This window comes from Citrobacter arsenatis (assembly GCF_004353845.1).
Classification (GTDB): domain Bacteria; phylum Pseudomonadota; class Gammaproteobacteria; order Enterobacterales; family Enterobacteriaceae; genus Citrobacter; species Citrobacter arsenatis.
On sequence record NZ_CP037864.1, the window covers coordinates 3836606 to 3858991 of the forward strand.

The window sequence follows — 22386 nt, forward strand, 5'->3', positions numbered from 1 at the left end:
GGTAGCCTGTTAGAACAAACCCCACACGTAGCAAAGCCACGGTGGGGTTTTCGGGTGACGCACGTTACACGTGGAAGCTTTCGCCGCATCCACATTCGTCTTTCACGTTCGGGTTAGTGAACTTAAACCCTTCGTTCAGACCTTCTTTGACGAAGTCTAACTGCGTACCGTCGAGGAATTGCAGGCTCTTACCGTCGATCACGACTTTTACGCCTTTGTCTTCAAACACGGTATCTTCAGCCGCCGGCTCGTCAACAAATTCCAGTACATAGGCCATACCTGAGCAGCCGGAGGTTCTCACGCCCAGACGCAGACCAAACCCTTTACCGCGGTTTGCCAGGAAGGTATTTACACGCGCTGCTGCACTGTCGCTTAAGGTAATCGACATAATAAAACCTCAACTCTTAATTATTTTGCTTCACGTTTGCTTTTGTAATCCGCAATCGCGGCTTTAATCGCGTCTTCAGCCAGAATAGAGCAGTGAATTTTCACCGGTGGCAGTTCAAGCTCGTCTGCGATATCGGTGTTTTTAATCGCCTGTGCTTCATCCAGAGATTTCCCTTTTACCCATTCGGTAACCAGAGAGCTGGAGGCAATAGCAGAACCGCAGCCGTAAGTCTTGAAACGCGCGTCTTCAATGATACCCTCATTGTTGACTTTGATCTGCAACTTCATCACGTCGCCACAGGCCGGTGCACCCACCATGCCGCTGCCCACGTTCTCGTCGCTGTTGTCAAAAGAGCCCACGTTACGTGGATTCTCGTAATGATCGATTACTTTTTCGCTGTAAGCCATGATGAATTCTCCTTATCGGTGCCGAATTAGTGATGTGACCATTCAATACTGTTCAGATCCACGCCCTGTTTGAACATTTCCCACAGTGGAGAAAGGTCGCGCAGACGGCCAATGGAGTTGCGAACCAGATTGATGGCGTAGTCAATCTCTTCTTCGGTAGTGAAACGACCTAAAGAGAAACGAATTGAGCTGTGTGCCAGCTCGTCGGTCATCCCCAGCGCGCGCAGCACGTAGGATGGCTCCAGGCTTGCAGAAGTACATGCAGAACCGGAGGATACAGCCAGGTCTTTCAGCGCCATAATCAGCGACTCGCCTTCAACAAAGTTGAAGCTGACGTTGAGAATGTTCGGTGCGCCCTGCTCGAGGTCACCATTGAGGTACACCTCTTCCATATCTTTCACGCCGTTCCACAGACGGTTACGCAGGCTGCGCAGGCGCGCCATCTCGGTTTCCATCTCTTCTTTCGCGATACGGTAAGCTTCACCCATACCGACGATCTGGTGCACAGGCAAAGTACCGGAACGCATGCCGCGCTCGTGACCGCCGCCATGCATCTGCGCTTCAATACGAATACGCGGTTTACGACGAACGTACAGCGCGCCGATACCCTTCGGACCATAAATTTTGTGACCGGAGAAGGACATCAGGTCAACTTTCAGCTGGCTCAGGTCGATAGGCAGTTTGCCCACGCTCTGGGTCGCATCAACGTGATAAATGATGCCGCGCGCACGGCACATTTCGCCGATAGTCGCGATATCCTGCACCACGCCGATTTCGTTGTTCACGTGCATGATGGACACGAGGATGGTGTCGTCACGCATTGCCGCTTCAAGTTCTTTCAGGTCGATAATGCCGTTGCGCTGCGGGGCGAGGTAGGTGACTTCGAACCCTTCACGCTCCAGCTGACGACAGGTATCCAGCACGGCTTTGTGTTCGGTTTTGCTGGTGATGATGTGCTTGCCTTTTTTCTGATAAAAGTTGGCTGCACCTTTAATCGCCAGGTTATCGGATTCAGTCGCACCGGAAGTAAAGACGATTTCACGCGGGTCAGCGCCCACGAGGTCGGCAATCTGGTTACGGGCGATATCTACCGCCTCTTCAGCCTGCCAGCCGAAACGGTGTGAACGAGACGCTGGGTTACCAAAGTTTCCGTCCAGGGTCAGACACTGCATCATTTTCTCGGCAACACGCGGGTCCACCGGCGTGGTTGCGGAGTAGTCGAGATAGATCGGTAATTTCATTGCTCTATAAACTCCGTACATCGCTTCAATGCAAGGAGTCAGGCAATCGGCTGGATGTACGACCGAGTTAACGGGGCGTCGAACACCCCGGCCTGACTCTAATATCTTATTATCTTTGCCCTAAATAGTTCGTGTTGCAGCAAGTGCGGCCAACGCAGTTGCTGCACGAAATATAACGGACAAATTATGCGCGTAACTTAACGTCAATCGCGTCTTGAGCACGATTAGTGCGTGGAGCGTCATGCGTGTGCTGGCGACCAGACACATCCAGGACTTCCTGATTATTCACCAGCTCGCCCAACGTAATGTTGTTGAGGAAACCAGTCAGACGATCGCTCAGATCGCGCCACAGCGCGTGGGTCAGGCACTTATCGCCGCCCTGACAACCGCCTTTGCCCTGGCAACGGGTCGCATCTACAGACTCGTCAACGGCGCTAATCACTTCACCTACTGCGATGCTGCCGGCATCTTTACCCAGCAAGTACCCGCCGCCTGGTCCACGAACGCTGGAAACCAGACCGTTTTTACGCAAACGGGAAAACAGCTGCTCCAGATATGACAGGGAAATTCCCTGACGTTCAGAAATATCAGCCAACGGTACCGGGCCCGTTTCGGAGTTGAGCGCAACGTCCAACATTGCGGTCACGGCATAACGCCCTTTTGATGTCAGTCTCATGTCTTACTTAGCCTCAAACTCGCCCCTGCCCGGGGTTTTTTATTGTAAAATGGGGGTATTGCATAGCAGGGGCAAGTCTGACATTCCCGACTAAATCAGTCAACTATTTACTTGACTAATTTAGTCAGGTATTTGACGTTCCGTGCGGTATTCGTTTGCCGGATGCGCTTCGCTTATCCGGCCTACTGGCCGCACGATTCGTAGGCCGGATAAGCGAAGCACATCCTGCATTAGCACAGTTACTTGCTCTTATTCTGCTGTTCGATTGAAGCTAAAATCCCGCGCAGAATGTTCAGCTCCTGGCTCTCAGGTCGCGCGCGCGTGAACAGACGACGCAGCTTGTTCATCACCTGCCCCGGGTGCCCTTCGCGGATAAAACCGGTCGACAACAACGTTTGTTCCAGATGACCATAAAAGCGCTCTAAATCATCAACCAGCGGATACTCAGCTTCTTCGTAAGCTGCGATCTTGTCGCTTTCCTGCGTTGCCAGCCAGGCCATGCGCACTTCATAAGAGATGACCTGCACCGCCATAGCCAGGTTGAGCGAACTGTATTCCGGGTTCGCGGCAATGGCGACGTGGTAATGGCACTTCTGCAACTCTTCGTTGGTCAGGCCAACGCGTTCACGGCCAAACACCAGCGCCACCGGCGAGTTCGTCGCTTCAGAGACGCTTTTTAAACCGCATTCACGCGGATCCAGCATCGGCCACGGCAATGTGCGAGAGCGCGCGCTGGTACCTACCACCAGACTACAACCCGCCAGTGCTTCATCAAGCGTGTCGACGATCTGCGCGCTGCCGATCACATCGCTGGCGCCTGCCGCCAGGGCGATGGCCTGGGAGTCCGGTTTTACCAGCGGATTTACCAGCCACAGATTGGTTAAACCCATGGTTTTCATTGCGCGGGCCACAGAGCCCATGTTGCCAGTGTGAGAGGTTTCCACCAGCACGATTCGAATATTTTGCAGCATTGTATTTCTTCGGCTAAAGATTATTCGGGCATATTACCATAAAACGAAGACATATTCCGAACTCGCTGCTATACTCTGCGCCGTTTTCCCGTTCTTTAACATCCAGTGAGAGAGACCGATGCATCCGATGCTGACCATCGCCGTGCGCGCAGCGCGCAAGGCGGGTAATGTAATTGCCAAACACTACGAAACACCAGACTCTGTAGAAACCAGCCAGAAAGGCAGCAATGATTTCGTGACTAACGTCGATAAAGCCGCCGAAGCGATTATTATCGAAACTATTCGCAAATCTTACCCTCAGCACACCATCATCACCGAAGAAAGCGGTGAACACGCTGGTGAAGATCAGGATGTTCAATGGGTTATCGATCCACTGGATGGCACCACCAACTTCGTAAAACGTCTGCCGCACTTCGCGGTTTCCATCGCGGTACGCATTAAAGGCCGTACTGAAGTCGCTGTTGTTTACGATCCAATGCGTAACGAACTGTTCACCGCCACCCGCGGCCAGGGCGCACAGCTGAACGGCTACCGTCTGCGTGGCAGCACCGCCCGCGATCTGGACGGCACCATCATCGCTACCGGTTTCCCGTTCAAAGCGAAACAGCACGCAGCCTCTTACATGAAAATTCTTGGCAAGATGTTTACCGAGTGCGCTGACTTCCGCCGCACCGGCTCTGCGGCGCTGGATCTGGCATATGTTGCCGCTGCGCGCGTTGACGGCTACTTCGAAATTGGTCTGAAACCATGGGATTTTGCCGCAGGTGAGCTGATTGCTCGTGAAGCTGGCGCACTGGTTTGTGACTTCACCGGCGGTCATAACTATCTGGCGACCGGCAACATCGTTGCAGGTAACCCGCGCGTAGTGAAAGCCATGCTGGCGAACATGCGTGACGAACTGAGCGACGCGCTGAAGCGTTAATCTGCTGTGGTGCCGGATGCGACGCTTTCGCATCTTATCCAGCCTACAATTCTGAGCGACGCGCTGAAGCGCTAATCGTTGATGCCGGATGGCGGCTAGCGCCTTATCCGGCCTACCAGGGAAGTTCCCCGTAGGCCTGATAAGCGAAGCGCCATCAGGCATTCATCCTACAACAGTGCTAAAGCGGTCTTATCCCTCGCCCTACCGGCACGGCGCTCATCCACATCACAATCGCAGCAGCAATCAGCACCGCGCCACCGGCTAATGCCAGCGTTGTCCAGCCAATCTGTCGCCACAGCACCGGCGCTTTATGCCCGCTAAGTCTCACCGCCAGCGAGCGGAAACTGTGTACCAGCACAGCCAGTGACGTAATCGTCAAAGAAGTTCCTGCCGCCATCGCCAGCGCCGACGCCATGCCCCAGCTAAAAACGCCAACCACTTTACTAAATAGTAAGACCATGATTGCCCCCGAGCACGGGCGCATTCCCATAGACAAAACGATCATCAGCCGGGCGCGCCAGTCATCACCGCTTTGCAACTGTTGAGGGTCCGGCACATGCTGATGCCCACAGCCGCAACCCTCGTGATGCGCATGATGTGGCGTGAAGGCGGTAAATTTCGGGCGGTGCAGCAGTTGGCGCAATTTCTTCAGCGCACGGACGCACAGTAAAACGCCCAATACGCCAACCAACGCATAACTCCCTTTCTCCAGCCAGAAACTGCTCATATGTAGCTGTCGTGCAGGCAACTGCAAGACGCTGAGCACCACAACCACCAGCCCAATGGCGACCAGTCCTTGTAATAACGATGAGGCGAGCGTCAGGCCAATACTCGACTTCAGCTTCGAGGGATGCGTTGCAAGCCAGGTGGTAATAACGACTTTTCCATGTCCCGGCCCCAGCGCATGCAGGACGCCGTAGAGAAAACTAAACAGTAGCAGCGATCCTCCGGCCTGCGTCGGGTTGGCGGCAACTGCTTTCAGCAACCCGCTCATCTGCTGGTTAACCTCACGCTGCCAGACGATACTTTTCATCATCACCTGCGGCCAGGTCTGCCATAGCCACAGTACGCCGCCTGCAGCCAGCAGTAAAAACACCGCCAGCGGCCACAGCGTGAGCCAACGGCGTCTGGCTGCGCGTTGTTGATAAACTACTGACATTGCAGCGTCACCGTCTGTGCAAACTGTTTACCCAACTCCATATCCTCCGGCGGGGCGTCTTCTTTATCCAGCGACTGCGCAAAGCTCAGCGTTTGCTCATTCGGCGTCGGCGTATGTACTGAAATACGGCATTGCTGGCTTATGGCCTGCGCCAGCCGGACGTCGCTGTCTTTGTCATAGCTCATATCAACGTAGTAGGTCGGGTCGAAGGTTGAAAAGGTATATTTTTGACCACTCAGCGGCTGAGCTTCGGCCAGCGGCAAAACAAACGTCAGCACAGCCTGGTGTTCTACCCGCTCCATACCATATTCCGTTGGCCTGTTTTTAAACTTTACCTTTTTCCCGTCGTGCCACACTTCGGTAAAATAGTGCTGCCCAAGAACGTTGGCCATCACTTCCGCCGCCAGTTTTTTCCAGATCTCATCACCTGGTTTGGCACTCCCCGCATCATAAAGCAGATCCGCCGAGGTAATCTCATCCATCGTCCAGCGCATTTTTAGCGCAACGAACTGGCCATTCTCGCTCACTATTTCGGTTTTCAGATGGATAAAGCTGTGGGGATGCGCGCCTGCGCCAAAGGACAGGGCAGCGAAAAACAACGTGACAATGATACGTTTAACGCCTTGCATGAGTTCTCCACGATAAAAATCTACGCCGCCACAAATAATGCCGGATTTGGCGAAAGTGTACTGAGGATACCATTGAACGAAAAAATGTTGAGCGCCCTTTTCCGGTATCGATTCAGTTCTCAATTTCGATAATTTTTTCTTCGGGAAATTCCACCCAAACACCTTTTCAGCGTCACAACTTAAGTCAAATGATAATAAAATGTTAATTTATAGTTTCATTTTAATATTTAATTAACACTTAATTTGAACGCTTGAATGTAAAATTATGCAAATTTAACTAATTATTAACTATTTTATTTCCATAAATTAACAAAAATGGGCACAGATCACATTCATAAAACTTATGATTCATTCCCTCTTCCATTCATAGTTAACTTCACGCCGTGACATGTCCTGCCCCCTACGAAAGGTACAACTATGAAATTCAAACCCGCATTACTCAGTGCAACCCTGGTTTCTGCATGCATGTTGTCCGGCACGTCCTTTGCGGCGGAAAAATATGAAATTGCTGTGGTTGCCAAGGTCACCGGGATTCCGTGGTTTAACCGGATGGAAACCGGCGTTAATGAAGCAGCAAAAAAACTGGATGTGAATGCTTATCAGACTGGGCCTTCCACACCGGATCCGGCGCAACAGGTGAAAGTCATTGAGGATCTGATCGCCAAAAACGTCAACGCGATCATCGTGGTGCCGAATGATGCCAAGGTACTTGAGCCGGTACTGAAAAAAGCACGCGATAAAGGCATCGTGGTGCTGACGCACGAATCCCCGGATGAACAGATTGGCCAGTGGGATATCGAAACCATCGACAGTGAAAAATACGCGCAGGCCAACGTCGATGAGTTAGCAAAAAACATGGGCGGCAAAGGGGGTTACGCTATCTATGTTGGCTCGCTGACGGTGCCGCTGCATAACGCGTGGGCAGATTATGCAATTAAGTATCAGAAAGAAAAATATCCGGAAATGTTCGAAGTCACTTCACGTCTGCCGGTTGCGGAAAGCATCGATAAATCCTACGCCACGACGCTGGACCTGATGAAAACCTATCCGCAGATGAAGGGCATTATCGGCTTTGGCTCGCTGGGTCCAATCGGTGCGGGTCAGGCTGTGCAGAAAAAACGCGCTAAAGATAAGATCGCCGTCGTCGGGATCGCCATGCCAGCACAGGCTGCGCCTTACCTGATGCGTGGTGATATCAAAAAAGCACTGCTGTGGGATCCAAAAGACGCGGGCTACGCGCTGGTAACCGTTGCCGATCAGCTGTTGCAAGGCAAAGAAGTGAATGCCGATCTGAGTATCGATGGTTTAGGGAAAGCCGATATCGACACGGAGAAGAAAGTGATCCGCTTTAACAAGATCCTCGAAGTCACCAAAGACAACGCACAATCACTTGGTTTCTAAGGCTTTAGCCAACACCAGGGAACCTTAACGCCGACCGTCTGGTCGGCGCTATCAACCAAACTAACACTCAGCGTCCATCCGGACGCGCGCAGGGGTATTGTCCATGACAGACACCACCGCATTTATCACTCTTGAGAATATCAGCAAACAATTCCCGGGCGTGCTGGCGCTGGATAACGTGAATCTGACGCTGAGAAAAGGCGAAGTTCACTGTCTGGCGGGTCAAAACGGCTGTGGTAAAAGTACCATTATTAAAGTGATCTCCGGGGTTTATCACCCGGAAAAAGGCGCGCAGATTTTACTCGACGGCAAATTGTTCCATCACCTGACGCCGCAGCTCTCTTCCCATTATGGCATTCAGGTTATTTATCAGGACCTGTCATTGTTCCCTAACTTTAGCGTCGCGGAAAATATCGCGGTCAACCGCTATCTGCCCGGTGGCGATATCTGGGTACGTCGTGGCGCTATGAAGCAACAGGCGCTGGCAGCCATGAAGCGTATCGGGGTGAACATTGATCCCGATAAAAAAGTCGAAAAACTGTCGATTGCTGACCGCCAACTGGTCGCCATTTGCCGGGCGATTGCCGCCGATGCGCGTCTGGTTATTATGGACGAGCCCACCGCCTCGCTAACCCGTCAGGAGGTTAATGGCCTGCTGCGGGTCGTTAACGAACTGAAAGCGGCCGGAATTTGCGTGGTGTTTGTCAGCCACCGTCTGGATGAAGTGATGGAAGTGGCAGACCGCATCAGCGTGATGCGCGACGGCAAACTGGTGGGCACATACCCGGCCAGCGAACTCGACAGCCACGAGCTGGCCTTCCTGATGACCGGACAACGCTTTCACTACAGTCCGCTGCCGGAAAGGCCCGCGATTGAGCAAGAACCTCTGTTGGAGCTGCGCAATCTGAGTCGCAGAGGCAAATACCAAAACATTAATCTGTCGCTGCACGGCGGCGAGATTGTCTCCATCGTCGGTCTGTTGGGTGCCGGACGCACCGAGCTTTGTCTGAGCCTGTTTGGCATGACGCACCCGGAAAGCGGCGAGATTCGCATTAACGGCCAGCCAGTAACTCTGCGCAATAACCATGACGCTATCAAGCACGGGATCGGCTATGTCTCAGAAGATCGCCTGACGCAGGGGCTGATCATGGAGCAGTCGATCTACGACAACACCATCGTCACGGTATTTGATCAACTGCACACCGGCAGCGGCCTGCTCGATCATCGCAAAGCGCAAAAGCTGGTCGCTGACTTGATCCGCGAACTGAATATCAAAGTGTCCGATCCGCACCTGCCGGTCAAAACCCTTTCCGGCGGTAATGCCCAGCGTATCGCCATTGCCAAATGGGTGGCGACCAATCCCCGCATCCTGATCCTCGACTCCCCTACCGTCGGCGTGGATATCGCCAACAAAGAGGGGATATACCAGATAGCCCGCGACCTGGCGGAACAAGGGATGGCGGTGCTGATGATTTGCGATGAAATCCCGGAAGCGTATTACAACAGCCACCGCGTGCTGGTGATGCGTCGCGGCAGGCTGGTGGCGGAATTTAATCCTCATCACTGCCGTGAAGAGGAGATTGCTGAAGTGGTCGAGGTAATCAATGAATAAGATGCATCTCTCCCGTTTAATCGGGCAACACGAGTTCTGGCTGGGCCTGCTGGTCGTGGCTCTGGCCGTCGGGCTGAGCATCAGTACCGATGAGTTTTTGTCTTTGGGGAACCTGACGGATGTGGCCACCAGCTACGCAATTCTCGGTATCCTTGCCTGCGGGCTGTTTGTGGTGCTGATTTCCGGCGGGATCGACATCTCCTTTCCGGCGATGACCGCGATAGCCCAGTATGCCATGGCCAGTTGGGTTATCGGCCACGGCGGTAACTTCGCGCTGGCGTTAATCATCGCCATTGCGGTGGGTCTGCTGCTTGGACTGATTAACGGCTTCCTGGTCTACTGGCTGCGCGTTCCGGCAATCATCATTACCATCGCCACGCTGAACGTCTACTACGGTCTGCTGGTTTACGCCACCAAAGGCACCTGGCTGTACGGCTTCCCGGACTGGTTTATGAACGGCATTAACTGGTTCTCGTTCACCGCGGCGGATGGCTACGACTACGGCCTGACCCTGCCCCTGCTGTGCCTGGCGGCGGTGATCATCTTTACCGCCGTGCTGATGAACTATACCCGCCTTGGCCGTCAGGTTTACGCCATGGGCGGCAACCGCGACGCGGCCTCGCGCCTGGGGCTGAATCTGCTGAAGCTGCATTTCTACGTCTATGGCTACATGGGCATTCTGGCAGGCGTTGCCGCCGTGGTTCAGGCGCAAATCACCCAGTCCGTTGCGCCCAATTCGCTGCTCGGTTTTGAACTGACAGTGCTGGCGGCGGTTGTGCTCGGCGGAACCAGCATGAGCGGCGGGCGCGGTACGTTGACCGGAACCCTGCTCGGCGTGGTTCTGCTGGCCTTCTTACAAAATGGGCTGACGCTGCTTAGCGTCTCTTCTTACTGGCACACCGTGTTCAGCGGCGCCATTATCCTGGTCAGCATTAGCGCCACGGCCTGGAACGAAAAACGCAAACTGGCAAGGGAGCTTTGAGATGAAAACAATCGCCAGATTTTTACCCGGTGATGCCATCATTCGTCTGCAATGCGTGATTATTGTGGTCGTTGCCCTGGTCTTCTCGGCCCTGCTCGGCAGCCGTTTTTTCAGCGTCGCTAATTTCCAGTCGATCGGCTCACAGCTGCCAATCCTCGGCATGTTGGCTCTCGGGATGGGCATGACCATGCTGACCGGCGGCATTAACCTGTCGATTATTGCCGGAGCGAACGCCTGCTCGCTGGTGATGGCGGCGATTATCGTCACCCATCCGGATAATCCGCTGTTTCTGGTGCTGGCGCTGCTGGCAGGCGCCGCCGTGGCGGTGGCTATCGGCACGCTCAACGGCGCGCTGATTGCCTGGGTTGGCGTTTCACCTATTCTCGCCACGCTCGGCACGATGACGCTTATCTCCGGGCTGAATATTCTGCTTTCCAACGGGACGGTGATTTCCGGTTTCCCGACCGCCATTCAATATCTTGGTAACGCTACGATTGCCGGTATCCCGGTGGCGCTGCTGCTCTTTTTTCTGGTGGCAATCCTGCTGTGGGTACTGCTGGAGCACACCACGCTTGGGCGCAGCCTGTATCTCGTCGGTTCCAATGAACAGGCAACCCGCTACAGCGGCGTGAATACCGTACGGGTACAAATTTCCGTGTACGTGATTTCTGCCCTGCTCGGCTGGGTCGCCGCCATTCTGATGATGGCGAAATTCAACTCGGCAAAAGCCGGATACGGTGAATCCTACCTGCTGGTGACCATCCTTGCCTCCGTCCTCGGCGGCATCAACCCGGATGGCGGCTTCGGGCGCATCGTCGGCCTGGTGCTGGCGCTGATTGTGCTGCAAATGCTGGAAAGCGGCCTTAACTTGCTGGGGGTCAGCAGCTATCTGACGATGGCGCTGTGGGGCGCGGTGCTGATCCTCTTTATCGCATTACAGAATCGTAAAGCCTGATTTCAGGAGAAAAAATTATGGCAAGTTACTTTATTGGTGTGGATGTCGGAACCGGAAGCGCCCGTGCTGGCGTGTTTGATCTCAACGGCAGAATGGTCGGTCAGGCCAGCCGGGCCATCGAGATTTACCGTCCGCAGGCCGATTTTGTTGAGCAGTCTTCCGATAACATCTGGCAGGCAGTGTGTAACGCGGTTCGCGATGCGATTAACCAGTCAGATATCAACCCCATCCAGGTGAAAGGTCTGGGTTTTGACGCAACCTGTTCACTGGTGGTGCTGGATAAAGAAGGTAAGCCACTGACCATCAGCCCTTCCGGGCGCAGCGAACAGAATATCATTGTATGGATGGACCACCGCGCCATTACCCAGGCCGACCGTATCAACGCCCTGCATCATCGGGTGCTGGACTACGTTGGCGGCATTATTTCCCCGGAAATGCAAACGCCCAAACTGCTGTGGCTGAAGCAACATATGCCCAATACCTGGGCTAATGCGGGTTACTATTTTGACCTGCCCGATTTCCTGACCTGGCGCGCAACGGGCGATGATACGCGCTCACTGTGCTCGACGGTGTGTAAATGGACCTATATGGGCCATGAAGACAAATGGGATGCCAGCTATTTCCGCCAGATTGGGCTGGAAGATCTGCTGGAACACGATGCGGCCAAGATTGGTCGCTACGTAAAAACCATGGGTGAACCGCTCGGTCACGGGCTTTCCGCACGCGCCGCCAGCGAAATGGGGCTGATTCCCGGCACCGCGGTCAGCGTCTCGATCATCGATGCCCACGCCGGTACGCTCGGCACGCTCGGGGCAAGCGGCGTTTCCGGCGAAGTGGCGGATTTTGACCGTCGTGTCGCGCTGATTGGCGGTACTTCCACCGGACACATGGCGATTTCCAAAGAGCCGCGTTTTATCGGCGGCGTCTGGGGTCCTTACTACTCAGCCGTGCTGCCGGAATACTGGCTCAACGAAGGCGGGCAATCGGCAACCGGGGCGTTAATCGACCACGTTATCCAGTCGCATCCTTGCTACGAAACCCTGCTGACGCAGGCTAAGTCTCAGGGGCAAACCATTTATGAAGTGCTGAATGCACTGCTGCGTAAAATGGCCGGTGAGCCGGAAGATATTGCGTTTTTAACCCGCGACATGCACATCCTGCCCTATTTCCACGGCAACCGCTCACCGCGCGCCAACCCAACGCTTACGGGTGCAATCACCGGACTGAAGCTGTCGCGCACGCCGGAGGATATGGCGTTACAGTACCTCGCAACCATCCAGGCCATTGCGCTGGGAACCCGTCACATCATTGAAACGATGAATCAAAGCGGCTACACCATCGATACGATAATGGCCAGCGGCGGCGGGACGAAAAACCCGATCTTCGTTCAGGAACATGCCAACGCCACCGGCTGCGCGATGCTGCTACCTGAAGAGAGCGAAGCCATGCTGCTGGGTGGTGCCATGATGGGAACTATCGCCGCAGGCGTGTTCGAAACCTTCCCGGAAGCAATGTCGGCGATGAGCCGGATTGGTAAAACGGTCACCCCGCAGACTAATCGCATTAAGCAGTACTACGATCGCAAATATCGGGTATTCCACGAGATGTATCAGGATCATATGAAATACCGCCAGTTGATGCAGGAGGACGCATGAGTAACTCCTGGTCTCAGGCCACCGACGTATTTCAGCTCTATAGCGATGCCCTGGCGGGTTTGGGGCAGCATCTGACTGAACCCGTCTGGCAGTCGCTGATGGCGGAGCTGCGCGGTTGCCAGGGGAAAATCGTCGTCACCGGCGTCGGTACCTCCGGCATTGCGGCGCGTAAGGTCGCGCATATGCTTGCCTGCGTGGAACGTCCAGCGATTTACCTCAACGCGACGGATGCAGCGCATGGCGATCTCGGTTTTTTACGAACCGACGACCTGGTGATTATGCTGTCGCGCGGAGGGAATTCAGACGAACTCACCCGGCTGCTGCCTGGACTGGCGACGAGAAATGTGCCAATCCTGAGCGTGACTGAAAACGCCGATTCGGCCATCGCTAAAGCGTCGAAGCTGGTGATTTCCACCGGCGTCCAGCGCGAGGCCGACCCACTGAACATGCTGGCCACCACCTCAATTTTACTGGTGCTGGCTATTTTTGACGCCGCCTGCGCCTGTCTGATGAGCGAAAGCGACTACTCAAAAGAGACGCTGCTGGCGGTGCATCCCGGCGGCGATGTGGGATTAACGCTGAGCCGCGGGCAGGCGTGATGGAGAACATGTGATTCCGGCTCAAGGTTCCGTTCACCTCAGCGCTCTGACTTTCAGCTATATCCTTTTTGCTGTTCAAACATGTTCAAATAAAAATACAGATGGTCAGGCGTGGCTGGTCCGGCTGAAAATTGCCGACGTGTTTCCGTAAGGCCGGGAGAGCCAGCATGGATGCTGGCTCAGGGCGCGCTTTACAGGGACGTTACATCGCGCCCGTCCCGGTAGCCTGGAGGAATAAGCGGAGGGAACCGCGGAGCGGCAATTTTCCCGCCGGGAGCCGGGATTGTTAAGGGTGCGGCGATAGCACCCTTAACACGTTCACTGGCGTTCAGTGTACAGAAAAGCGATGAACATGAGGTGAACGGAACCTTTCTCTAAAAAAGCATATTCATTATGCTTCGCCAACCTATGTTGATGCTGAAGCGTTAACATAACGTCATTGCGCAAAATGCCGGTTTTTTTATATCTAAACTAAAGATAAAACCGTGAAAAAGTGGATTAACGCGCTGCGTTCCACTACCGCTATCTGTTCCGCACGTTAAAAATTCTGTGACGCTCTCCAGCATTCCTGGTGGAAAGCATTCCATTCTCCAAATCTATAAGCAAACTTTAGCTATTCTTATCAAACATACTCACGGGAGATCCTACAGATGATGTCAACGCTTGCTCCACCATCTGTACTTTCCGCTCCCCAGCGCCGTTGCCAGGTGCTACTGACGCTTTTCCTGCCGGGGCAGATTGCGACGACACAAACCTTCAGCAGCCTCAATGGCGTGGATGATGCCACTGTTCAGGAAGATATTATCGGCGCCGGGCTCGAAATCCAGCGCTATCACCGGCTCGCCATTACCAGCGCGCAGAATGGTGGCTATGCGATCGAAGGAACCACGCTTGATCAGCGTCTTTGCCTGTTGCAGTGGCTGCGCCGCGGGCTGCGGATCTGCCCGAACTTTATCGCTCAGCATTTCACGCCCACGTTAAAAATAGCGCTTAAACAACAAGGTATCGCACGTACGCTGTATGACGACACCAATCTGCATGCGCTGATTAATCTGTGTTCCCGGCGCTTGCAGAAGCCGTTTGAGTGCCGTGACATCCAGTTCCTGCGTCTGTATTTGCAGTATTGCCTGCTGCAGCATAATGCGGGGATCACGCCGGAGTTTAATTCGCTCCAGCAACGCTGGGCACAATCCTGCGCAGAATATCCGCTCGCCGAAGAAATTGGCCGTCACTGGCAGCGCCACGTCATGCAGAGTGCACCGCTGGGCGAATCGCTGTTTATGGCGTTGCTGTTTTCAATGCTCCGCATCCCCGACCCTATCCGCGATAATCACCAGCAGGATCGTCGCCTGCGCCTTGCTATTGCGCGGCTGGTACTGCGTTTTCGCGAGTATGGCAACGTCCGTTTCAGCGATGAGCAAGGGCTGAACGACCAGTTGTATATTCACCTTGCCCAGGCGCTGAACCGCAGCGTATTTGCCATCGGCATTGATAACACATTGCCGGAGGAGTTCAGCCGACTTTATCCCCGGCTGGTTCGTACTACCCGCGAGGCGATACACGGCTTCGAAGCAGAGTACGATGTCCAGTTTTCAGAAGAAGAGATTGGGCTGGTCGCGGTCATTTTCGGTGCCTGGCTGATGCAGGAGAAGGATTTGCACGAAAAGCAGATTATCCTGCTGACCGGTAGTAACGAACAACTTGAAGCGCATATAGAGCAACAACTGCGCGAACTGACTCTGCTGCCGCTCAACGTAAAACATATGCCAATGCAGGACTTTCAAAAAGAGGGAGCGCCGCGCGGTGTAACACTGATTATTACGCCGTACACCACGCCGCTGCCGCTGTTTTCACCGCCATTGATTCATGCGGATCTGGCGCTTACGCCGCATCAGCAGCAGCAGATCCGCAAAATCCTCGAATCATAACGTCGCAGGCTGCGCCACCACCTTCGGGCGCAGAACGATTGCCGGGAGCGCCACCAGCGCCATCACCCAGAATACGCCGCTGCCCAGATTCTGGTACAGGTAGCCCGCGAATACGGTCATGATGGCGATACTGCCGCCCATCGCCACTGCGGAATACACCGCCTGCAAACGAATCACTTCGCTGCCCTGGCGTGCCGCAATATAGCGCATTGCCGCCAGGTGGCAGACGGTAAAGGTTCCACAATGGAGGATTTGCACCACGATCAACCACGGCAGTTCGGTGCTCCAGCCCATCAATCCCCAACGCGCCACGCCGCAAACGGCTGAAAGTAGCAGCAAATCGCGGGCGCTGAAGCGGCGGAACAGCTTGTGGCTAAGCGCGAAAATAATCACTTCCGCCACCACGCCTAATGACCATAAATAGCCCACCGCCGAAGCGGAGTATCCGGCAGACTGCCAGTAGATGGCGCTAAAACCGTAATACGCGGCATGCGCGCCCTGCAGCAAACTCACGCAGGCAAGAAAACGCCAGCTTTGGGTTATCAGCGCTCGCCAGGCGGGCCATCCTGCGCTCTCCTGCTGACGGCTTTCACCCGCTGGCTGCACGCTCGGGCGAATCATCATGCCCAGCAGCATCGAGGCAACGCCAAGCGACAGCAGGACCAGGATCACCCGATAGTCAAACAGACTCACCAGTTTGCCGGTCAGCGCGGAGCCGATCACAAAGGCCACGGATCCCCATAGTCGCACCCGACCGTAGTCCATGGTTATCTGTTTTTGCCAGGTGTTGGCCAGCGCGTCAGTCAGCGGTACCAGCGGTGAGAAAAACAGGTTGAAGCCGACCATCACCACCATCAGCCATGCCACGTTGGTTCCCGCCCAGAAGGCCAGCGCAAACACCAGCGTCAACAGAGCCAGAATACGTAACGCTGAGATTAGCCGGGAGGGATCGCTCACGCGCGGCGCAATCAGCAAACTACCGAGAAAACGGGCAATCAGCCCCGCGCCCAGCAGTAAACCGATGGTTTCCGGCGTCAGCCCCAACCCTTCGAGCCAGACGCTCCAGAAAGGCAGAAAGATACCGTAGCTAAAGAAGTAGGTGAAATAACCGAGCGCCAGCCAGCGCGTGGAATGCAAAGCCATGAATCCCTCCCGTTTGGAGGCGATAGTCTGGCGACAAACGCAGGCTGGCGCAAGAGAGCATTAACAGGCAGATAACATGATTTTTGCCCTATTCAACGCAAATTTGCATCGCAAAATGGCAGCGTTCTCCCTGCGCTAAAACCTGCAATCCCGGCTGCCCCTGCATGTTGTGGGCATTCACCGGATGCGTTTGCGGCTCCAGACACAGGAACTCCTCACCCGACATTCTGAACAGCATCAACCACGGAGTTTGCGCTAAAATCGTGACTCTCATCACATCTCGCTGAATAACGGCCCGCCCACTCCAGCCTGAATAGCCGACGTTTAGCCAGCTATCCTCACCGTATTGCGCATGCATGAAATCCGCCGCTGACGGGATATCTCGTTGCCATTCCAGCGGCAGATGCTGTTCACCCTCCGGCCAGTAGCCGCTGCTGGAAAACTGCGCCGTGCTGTGCTTATCAAAGGCGAAAAACGGATGGAACCCACAGCCATAAATCATTGGCCGCTCACCGCAGTGGGTGAGCGTCAACGAGGCGTGCAGGCTCGAGGTTTCCAGTTGATAGCAAAGCTGCGCCGTATAGTCATAACCGCAGGGATGCCAACTGCGCAACTGCAGCAGACAACCGCTTTGGGTGACGGTGATAACCTGCCAGCGTTGCAGCCAGCCGTCACCGTGCAGGAAAAAGGTGTCGTCTGCGCCATGTTGAGGTAATACGATCTCTTCACCGCGCAGCATAAAACGATTTCCCGCCACCCGATTCGCGACCGGCAGCATCGGGAACAGGCCACAGTCACCGGGCTGCTGACCATGACCTTCGCGTAAAATTGCCTGTTGATGTTGTAACGAAACCAGACTTAATAGCGAACCACCCTGCGAGTCTACGCACATCTGCAGATGTGCGTTTTGTAGCGTCAGAAGCCTCTCCATTAGCGGGCGCTTCGTTGTTGGGTTGATGCGCCAACCTTCGTATGCCGCGCCGCCAGCTGTTCTTCCAGCGCTTCCAGCGTCACGCCTTTGGTTTCCGGTACATTACGCAGAACATAGATGAAGCCCATCGCGCAAATCACACCGTACAGCAGGAAACTTCCCGATGCCCCCAGACTCGCATTCAGCAGCGGGAAGGTATAGGTCAGCAGGAAGCAGGCAATCCACAGCGCCAGCGTACCCAGCGACATCGCCAGCCCGCGGACGCGGTTAGGGAAAATCTCAGACAGCAGCACCCAGGTCACCGGGGCCAGCGTCAGGGCATAAATAGCGATCGCCGCCAGCACCAAAACCAGAACCGGCCAGCCCATTATGCCCAACCCGTAGGCCCCGGCAATCAGTACATAGATAATCGTTAATCCTGACGCACCGAACAACATCAGTTTGCGACGACCAATTTTGTCCACTAACGGTAGAGCGGCAAGGGTAAAGACCAGGTTGATAATCCCCGTCGCCACGATCGATTTTAACGTACCGTTAATGTCGAATCCGGCAGAGGCGAAGATCTCCTGCGCATAGTTGAAAATAACGTTGATCCCACACCACTGTTGGAACACTGCCAGCACCATGCCAATAATCACGATCGGTTTGATCTGCGGTTGTAACAGCGTTGACCACGCAACCTTGTGGTTATCTTTTTGTAGCGTATGTTCAATCTCTTTCAGCGTTTGCCCGGCATATTCCGCCGAACCAATGCGCTGGAGCATGGCTCGCGCACGATCGACTTTGCCCGCTTTCACCAGCCAGCGCGGCGACTCAGGTACAAAGAACATCAGCACCAGGAAAATGACCGCGGGCACTAATTCCGCGCCAAACATCCAGCGCCAGCCCGTCTGACCGTTCCAGCTTTCCACAATCGCCTGCTGCGTAGCGCCTGTGGCTACAGGTTCGGCAATCATCAGGTTGATAAGCTGCGCTGCCAGTACGCCAATGACGATGGTGAGCTGGTTAACGGCAACAAAGCGACCACGCTTTTCAGCCGGGCTAACCTCAGCGATATACAGCGGGCTTAGCGCGGACGCCAGACCAATGCCCACACCGCCAACGATGCGATAAACAATAAACATGTCGAAATTACTGGCGACGGCAGTTCCCCAGGCGGAAGCGCTAAAGAGGATCGCCGAGAGAATCAGCGGCATCTTTCGGCCAAACTTATCGGCACACCAGCCAGAAATCAGCGCGCCAAAGATACAACCGACCAAAGCTGAACTCATCGCCCAGCCGGATTGCGCCGGGTCGGTAATCGAGAAATAAGCTTCATAGAAGGGTTTTGCCCCGCCGATCACCACCCAGTCATAGCCAAACAGTAAACCACCGCAGGCCGCAACCAGGCAGATAGTCCAGACGTAACCAATTTTTAAATGTGTCTGCGCGTTATTCATTATGATTCCTCTTTCAGGGAAACGCAGGGGACAGTAGGTTTCGGGTGAGGTTACCCCCACCCGTTTCGGGTATTACTGGAAAAGCCTTACGTTAATGGCGTGACGCAGCAGTAATGCCTTGTCATGTGCCGGATTGAGTTGCAGGAGTGCGTCAAGAGAGCGCTGGCAAGCAGAACTGTTTCCCAATCCCAGATGCCCGAGCGCATTGATAAACAGGCAGTGTTGCTGGTGTTTTGCTTGTGCTGAAGTATCCAGCACCACCAGATCGGGTAGCGATACGGCAAAGAAATCGACATCCGGGACGTTGTCGCGATGCGACTCAACCCATTGCAGGAAGCTATTGAACAGCGCGTCCGCCTCTGCGTTATCGCCAAGTTTTCTCTGCGCCATCCCCTGCCAGAAGAGATAGTCCACCGGCTGGTCATTGTAGTAACGTCCGGCATCCAGTGAACTACCGCCGCGCGTTGCGCGGGAGAAGTAGCGCTGGGATTCCTCGAAATGCCCCTGCTGCTGCGCGCAATGCCCCAGTAAATACCAGATGTCATTATCCGTTTGTCCGGGTAAACGCCCTTCCCCGAGGTTTTGCGGGTAATGCAACGCCTGTTGCAACTGCGCGATGGCGGTTTGCGGGTCACCGGACTGAACGGCTGCCAGGGCACGATGCATCTGATTCAGCAGATATTGCCCGGTGGCTTTACCTTCACCGCCTTCCCACGGATGAAACACGCGCTCACGTAAAACTGCCGCGGCATCGTCGTAGTGCCCCAATCCATTCCACAAGCTGAGCAGTTCAACCGTCAGGTCGTCACGATGGAAGACAGTCTCTTTGCTGGCTTCCAGTTGCTGCAGGCGCTGCTCAGCGGGTTGCGCCATCAGCTTCTTGAGATAGTCGAGTTCAAACAGGAAACGGGCATTGTGCGGCTCCAGCACCACGGCCTGCGACAGATACTGCATCGCCTGCTGCGCATCGTGCAGTTTGTTCCAGGCATAGATCCCCAATAAACGGTGCACCGGCGCGAAATCCGCTTCCTGCGCAAGCGTAAACTGCCAGCAGGAAACCGCCTCGTCATAACGTCGCTTGCTGTACCAGAAACAGCCGAGTAAATAGCGGGCAAAAGCACTCTGTTCGAGGGTTTGCAGCATCTGCACTTCATCCAGCGTATTAGGGAAACGCACACGATTTTGCAGGCATTCACGGGCACGTTCGATGAAAGGTTGTGGATTGTCGTTCAGCGAGGCGCGCCACAGCATCGGCAGCGTTTCCTGGCTGTCGAGCAGTTCCAGCACGCCACGGGCAGCCTCCTTTTGCCCCAAAGAGGTCAGCCAGCCCGCCAGTTCACACGCGTTGGTACCGCGCCGCCCGGTAATCGAGATTAGCGCCTGTGCTGTCGCCTCGTCCTGACAAATAGCCCAGCGCGCATAGTGCAGGGTGTAACTCAGCGGATAATCAACCAGCTGTTGTCGAATGTAGTCCAGGGCTTGCGTCTTGCGATCAAGCCTCGCCAGCGCCAGCGCTTTCAGCCCCATTGCCAGGTTATTACTGCCGTTAAAACGCAGGCTCTGTTCTACTTTTTCCAGCGCTCCGACGTAGTCCTGACGCTTCATCGCCAGGCGCGCTAACGACCAGAAAGCCGCGTCCCGGCAGTTGCCGCTCCAACTGGCCTTATAATAATTATCCCAGGCGCTGTCATCGTCGCCCTGACGTTCCTGTGCTGCGGCCAGCAGCATGCTCGCCTCGCCATCACGCGGGTTTTTATTGAGCTTATGCGCCCGTTCCAGCGCCTTGCCCGCGCAATGCGCCGCCAGCGCCCAGTCCGCGCGGTTTAGCGCCAGCGTCCCCAGGGCCACATTATTGCGGTAATCCAGCGGATCAACATCCAGCGCGCGGCGATAATAATCTTCGGCATAACGGCTGGCGTGGTTGTACTGCTCCAGATGCTGACCAATAAAATAGAGTTCATCGGTATTAGAAAGCGCTTCTGGCAGCGCTGGCGCGACGGCTGCCGAAGGCAACGGTAACTCTTGCGCGATGTGCTCTGCATACTGCAAAAGCGGAGCGCCATCGGCGCTAGTGACGGTCATCGTCACCCGGGCATCGCCATTCTCTGGCACATCAGCCAGCCAGCTCTGTCCTGGCTCAAGGGTGAGGGCGTTTTCATAGAACGGCTGCCCGTGTGCGGCAAGCGTAACCTGAACATCGTGTAACGGCGCAATCGCATAAACGCCCACAGAAAGCTGACCACGCTCACGCACCAGACGAAGCGCCAACTGGGTGCTGGCGTTTTGCACCATTCCCAGTTCGCTGTAAGGCAGGAAGTTTTGCACGAAGACTTTCTCTTCGTACGGCGCAAGCCAGGTGAAATCCGGTTGGTTATCGGTAAAGACCCCGGTCATCAGTTCGATATACGGACCGTTGTCATCGGTGAGATTACGATCCCAGGCGACGCCAAAATCGCCATAACCCCAGCTCCACTGTTTTTTCCCCGGTGAAACATGGTGATCGGCCACATGCAGCAACCCACCGCGCTCGCCGTGATGCCAGGCGCCAACAAAATCATAATCAGATTTTTCAGCCATATAGGAGGTCGGTACGGGCACGTTCTTGTAGCGCGAGATATCCACGCCGGCCGAATAGTCCACTTTGTAGTATGTGCCGGTGGCGATGGGGAACGCGGAGACATCGCGCTTACCGTGGTCAAATACCGCCGTCACATCCGGTGGGAACACACTCTGGTGATCGTCGCCGCCCTTCACCGCCGGATTCGCCCACCATAAGAAGTGGCGCGGGGTAGCGTTACCGTTAAATACCTTCCCGGTTATCTCGATCAACGCGCGATCCGGATACAACGTAAATCCGGTCATGACCTGTAAACCGCGCATAGGCTCTACCTCGCCCATCCACACGGTGTATTCACCCTGCTCACCCTGCTGCTGCGTAAAATCCACTGGCATAAAGGTGGTCGGGCGATGATGCTGCGGCCAGTTAAACTCGATGCCGCCGGAGATCCACGGCCCAAGCAGACCGACCAACGCGGGTTTCACCACTTCGTTGTAGTAGACGAAGTCGCGCTGCTGCACTTTGTCATACGCCCGATGAATGCGTCCGCCTAACTCCGGCAGCAGCATGATGCGAATAAAGTCATTCTCCATCCACACCGCCTGATAGTCGCGCATTTCACGTTTGCCGGTCAGCGTATCAATCACACCGTAGGGATAAACCGCCCCTGAAGATCCCTGATAAACCCGCTTTTCCAGAAACATTGGGTTGGCGTCTTCTTCACCCGCCGTCCACGTTGGGAGGGTGATCGTTTCCTGCCAGACTTTAACTGAACCGTACATGCCGCTCTC

The 22386-nt window shown here is 54.9% G+C and carries 19 protein-coding genes; 8 read left to right on the forward strand and 11 right to left on the reverse strand.

The features are described from left to right. Positions 1-64 precede the first annotated feature (64 nt). From iscA to trmJ, 5 genes are all read right to left on the reverse strand, one after another. Positions 65-388 (reverse strand): iron-sulfur cluster assembly protein IscA, encoded by a 324-nt coding sequence (gene iscA / locus E1B03_RS19600; RefSeq protein WP_003835203.1) that lies wholly within the window; start codon positions 386-388, stop codon positions 65-67. Positions 389-408: 20 nt separating this feature from the next. Continuing rightward, positions 409-795, reverse strand: coding sequence for a Fe-S cluster assembly scaffold IscU (iscU, locus tag E1B03_RS19605; RefSeq protein WP_002913991.1), 387 nt, complete (start codon positions 793-795; stop codon positions 409-411). A gap of 26 nt (positions 796-821) precedes the next feature. Continuing rightward, a complete protein-coding gene (iscS, locus tag E1B03_RS19610; RefSeq protein ID WP_003835233.1) occupies positions 822-2036 on the reverse strand; it encodes a cysteine desulfurase in 1215 nt (404 codons plus the stop codon). Positions 2037-2220: 184 nt separating this feature from the next. Continuing rightward, entirely contained in the window at positions 2221-2712 is a 492-nt protein-coding gene (gene iscR / locus E1B03_RS19615; protein ID WP_003037674.1) for a Fe-S cluster assembly transcriptional regulator IscR, read from the reverse strand. Positions 2713-2951: 239 nt separating this feature from the next. Next, the gene (gene trmJ, locus E1B03_RS19620) at positions 2952-3683 is read right to left on the reverse strand and encodes a tRNA (cytosine(32)/uridine(32)-2'-O)-methyltransferase TrmJ (protein WP_103771567.1); all 732 of its coding nucleotides are present in this window, start codon (positions 3681-3683) and stop codon (positions 2952-2954) included. 118 nt (positions 3684-3801) lie between these two features. On the opposite strand from trmJ, the gene suhB reads away from it, so the two are divergent. Beyond that, entirely contained in the window at positions 3802-4605 is an 804-nt protein-coding gene (suhB, locus tag E1B03_RS19625) for an inositol-1-monophosphatase (RefSeq protein WP_003037670.1), read from the forward strand. Between the two features lie 178 nt (positions 4606-4783). On the opposite strand, the gene E1B03_RS19630 is transcribed toward suhB, so the two are convergent. Together E1B03_RS19630 and E1B03_RS19635 are read right to left on the reverse strand one after the other, a co-directional pair. Continuing rightward, positions 4784-5764 carry a nickel/cobalt transporter gene (locus E1B03_RS19630; protein WP_133086778.1) on the reverse strand — a complete coding sequence of 327 codons (981 nt, stop codon included), beginning with the start codon at positions 5762-5764 and terminating at the stop codon, positions 4784-4786. Beyond that, positions 5755-6393: a DUF1007 family protein gene (locus E1B03_RS19635; protein WP_103771564.1), complete on the reverse strand. Its 639-nt coding sequence runs from the start codon at positions 6391-6393 to the stop codon at positions 5755-5757. The genes E1B03_RS19630 and E1B03_RS19635 overlap by 10 nt, the downstream gene beginning before the upstream one ends. A gap of 417 nt (positions 6394-6810) precedes the next feature. On the opposite strand from E1B03_RS19635, the gene E1B03_RS19640 reads away from it, so the two are divergent. The 7 genes from E1B03_RS19640 (at position 6811) to csiE (ending at position 15525) form a co-directional block, all read left to right on the forward strand. After that, positions 6811-7794: an autoinducer 2 ABC transporter substrate-binding protein gene (locus E1B03_RS19640; RefSeq protein WP_133086779.1), complete on the forward strand. Its 984-nt coding sequence runs from the start codon at positions 6811-6813 to the stop codon at positions 7792-7794. A gap of 103 nt (positions 7795-7897) precedes the next feature. Continuing rightward, on the forward strand, positions 7898-9406 hold the full coding sequence (locus E1B03_RS19645; RefSeq protein WP_103771562.1) for a sugar ABC transporter ATP-binding protein: 1509 nt from the start codon (positions 7898-7900) through the stop codon (positions 9404-9406). Then, a complete protein-coding gene (locus tag E1B03_RS19650) occupies positions 9399-10388 on the forward strand; it encodes an ABC transporter permease (protein ID WP_008785467.1) in 990 nt (329 codons plus the stop codon). The genes E1B03_RS19645 and E1B03_RS19650 overlap by 8 nt, the downstream gene beginning before the upstream one ends. A gap of 1 nt (position 10389) precedes the next feature. After that, the gene (locus E1B03_RS19655) at positions 10390-11343 is read left to right on the forward strand and encodes an ABC transporter permease (RefSeq protein ID WP_047409495.1); all 954 of its coding nucleotides are present in this window, start codon (positions 10390-10392) and stop codon (positions 11341-11343) included. 17 nt (positions 11344-11360) lie between these two features. Continuing rightward, positions 11361-12998, forward strand: coding sequence for an FGGY-family carbohydrate kinase (locus E1B03_RS19660; RefSeq protein WP_103771561.1), 1638 nt, complete (start codon positions 11361-11363; stop codon positions 12996-12998). Further along, on the forward strand, positions 12995-13597 hold the full coding sequence (locus E1B03_RS19665; RefSeq protein ID WP_133086780.1) for a KpsF/GutQ family sugar-phosphate isomerase: 603 nt from the start codon (positions 12995-12997) through the stop codon (positions 13595-13597). Before E1B03_RS19660 ends, E1B03_RS19665 begins: the two co-directional genes overlap by 4 nt. 650 nt (positions 13598-14247) lie before the next feature. Next, a complete protein-coding gene (gene csiE / locus E1B03_RS19670; RefSeq protein ID WP_103771559.1) occupies positions 14248-15525 on the forward strand; it encodes a stationary phase inducible protein CsiE in 1278 nt (425 codons plus the stop codon). Here the strand turns inward: csiE and E1B03_RS19675 are convergent. The 4 genes from E1B03_RS19675 to E1B03_RS19690 all read right to left on the reverse strand — a co-directional run bounded on the left by E1B03_RS19675 (position 15520) and on the right by E1B03_RS19690 (position 22377). Next, positions 15520-16668 carry a 3-phenylpropionate MFS transporter gene (locus E1B03_RS19675; RefSeq protein WP_133086781.1) on the reverse strand — a complete coding sequence of 383 codons (1149 nt, stop codon included), beginning with the start codon at positions 16666-16668 and terminating at the stop codon, positions 15520-15522. The genes csiE and E1B03_RS19675 overlap by 6 nt on opposite strands. An 88-nt stretch (positions 16669-16756) precedes the next feature. Then, positions 16757-17599, reverse strand: coding sequence for an aldose 1-epimerase (locus E1B03_RS19680; protein ID WP_087050924.1), 843 nt, complete (start codon positions 17597-17599; stop codon positions 16757-16759). Beyond that, positions 17599-19038: a sugar porter family MFS transporter gene (locus tag E1B03_RS19685; RefSeq protein WP_133086782.1), complete on the reverse strand. Its 1440-nt coding sequence runs from the start codon at positions 19036-19038 to the stop codon at positions 17599-17601. Before E1B03_RS19685 ends, E1B03_RS19680 begins: the two co-directional genes overlap by 1 nt. A gap of 72 nt (positions 19039-19110) precedes the next feature. Next, the gene (locus E1B03_RS19690; protein ID WP_133086783.1) at positions 19111-22377 is read right to left on the reverse strand and encodes a DUF5107 domain-containing protein; all 3267 of its coding nucleotides are present in this window, start codon (positions 22375-22377) and stop codon (positions 19111-19113) included. Positions 22378-22386 lie beyond the last annotated feature (9 nt).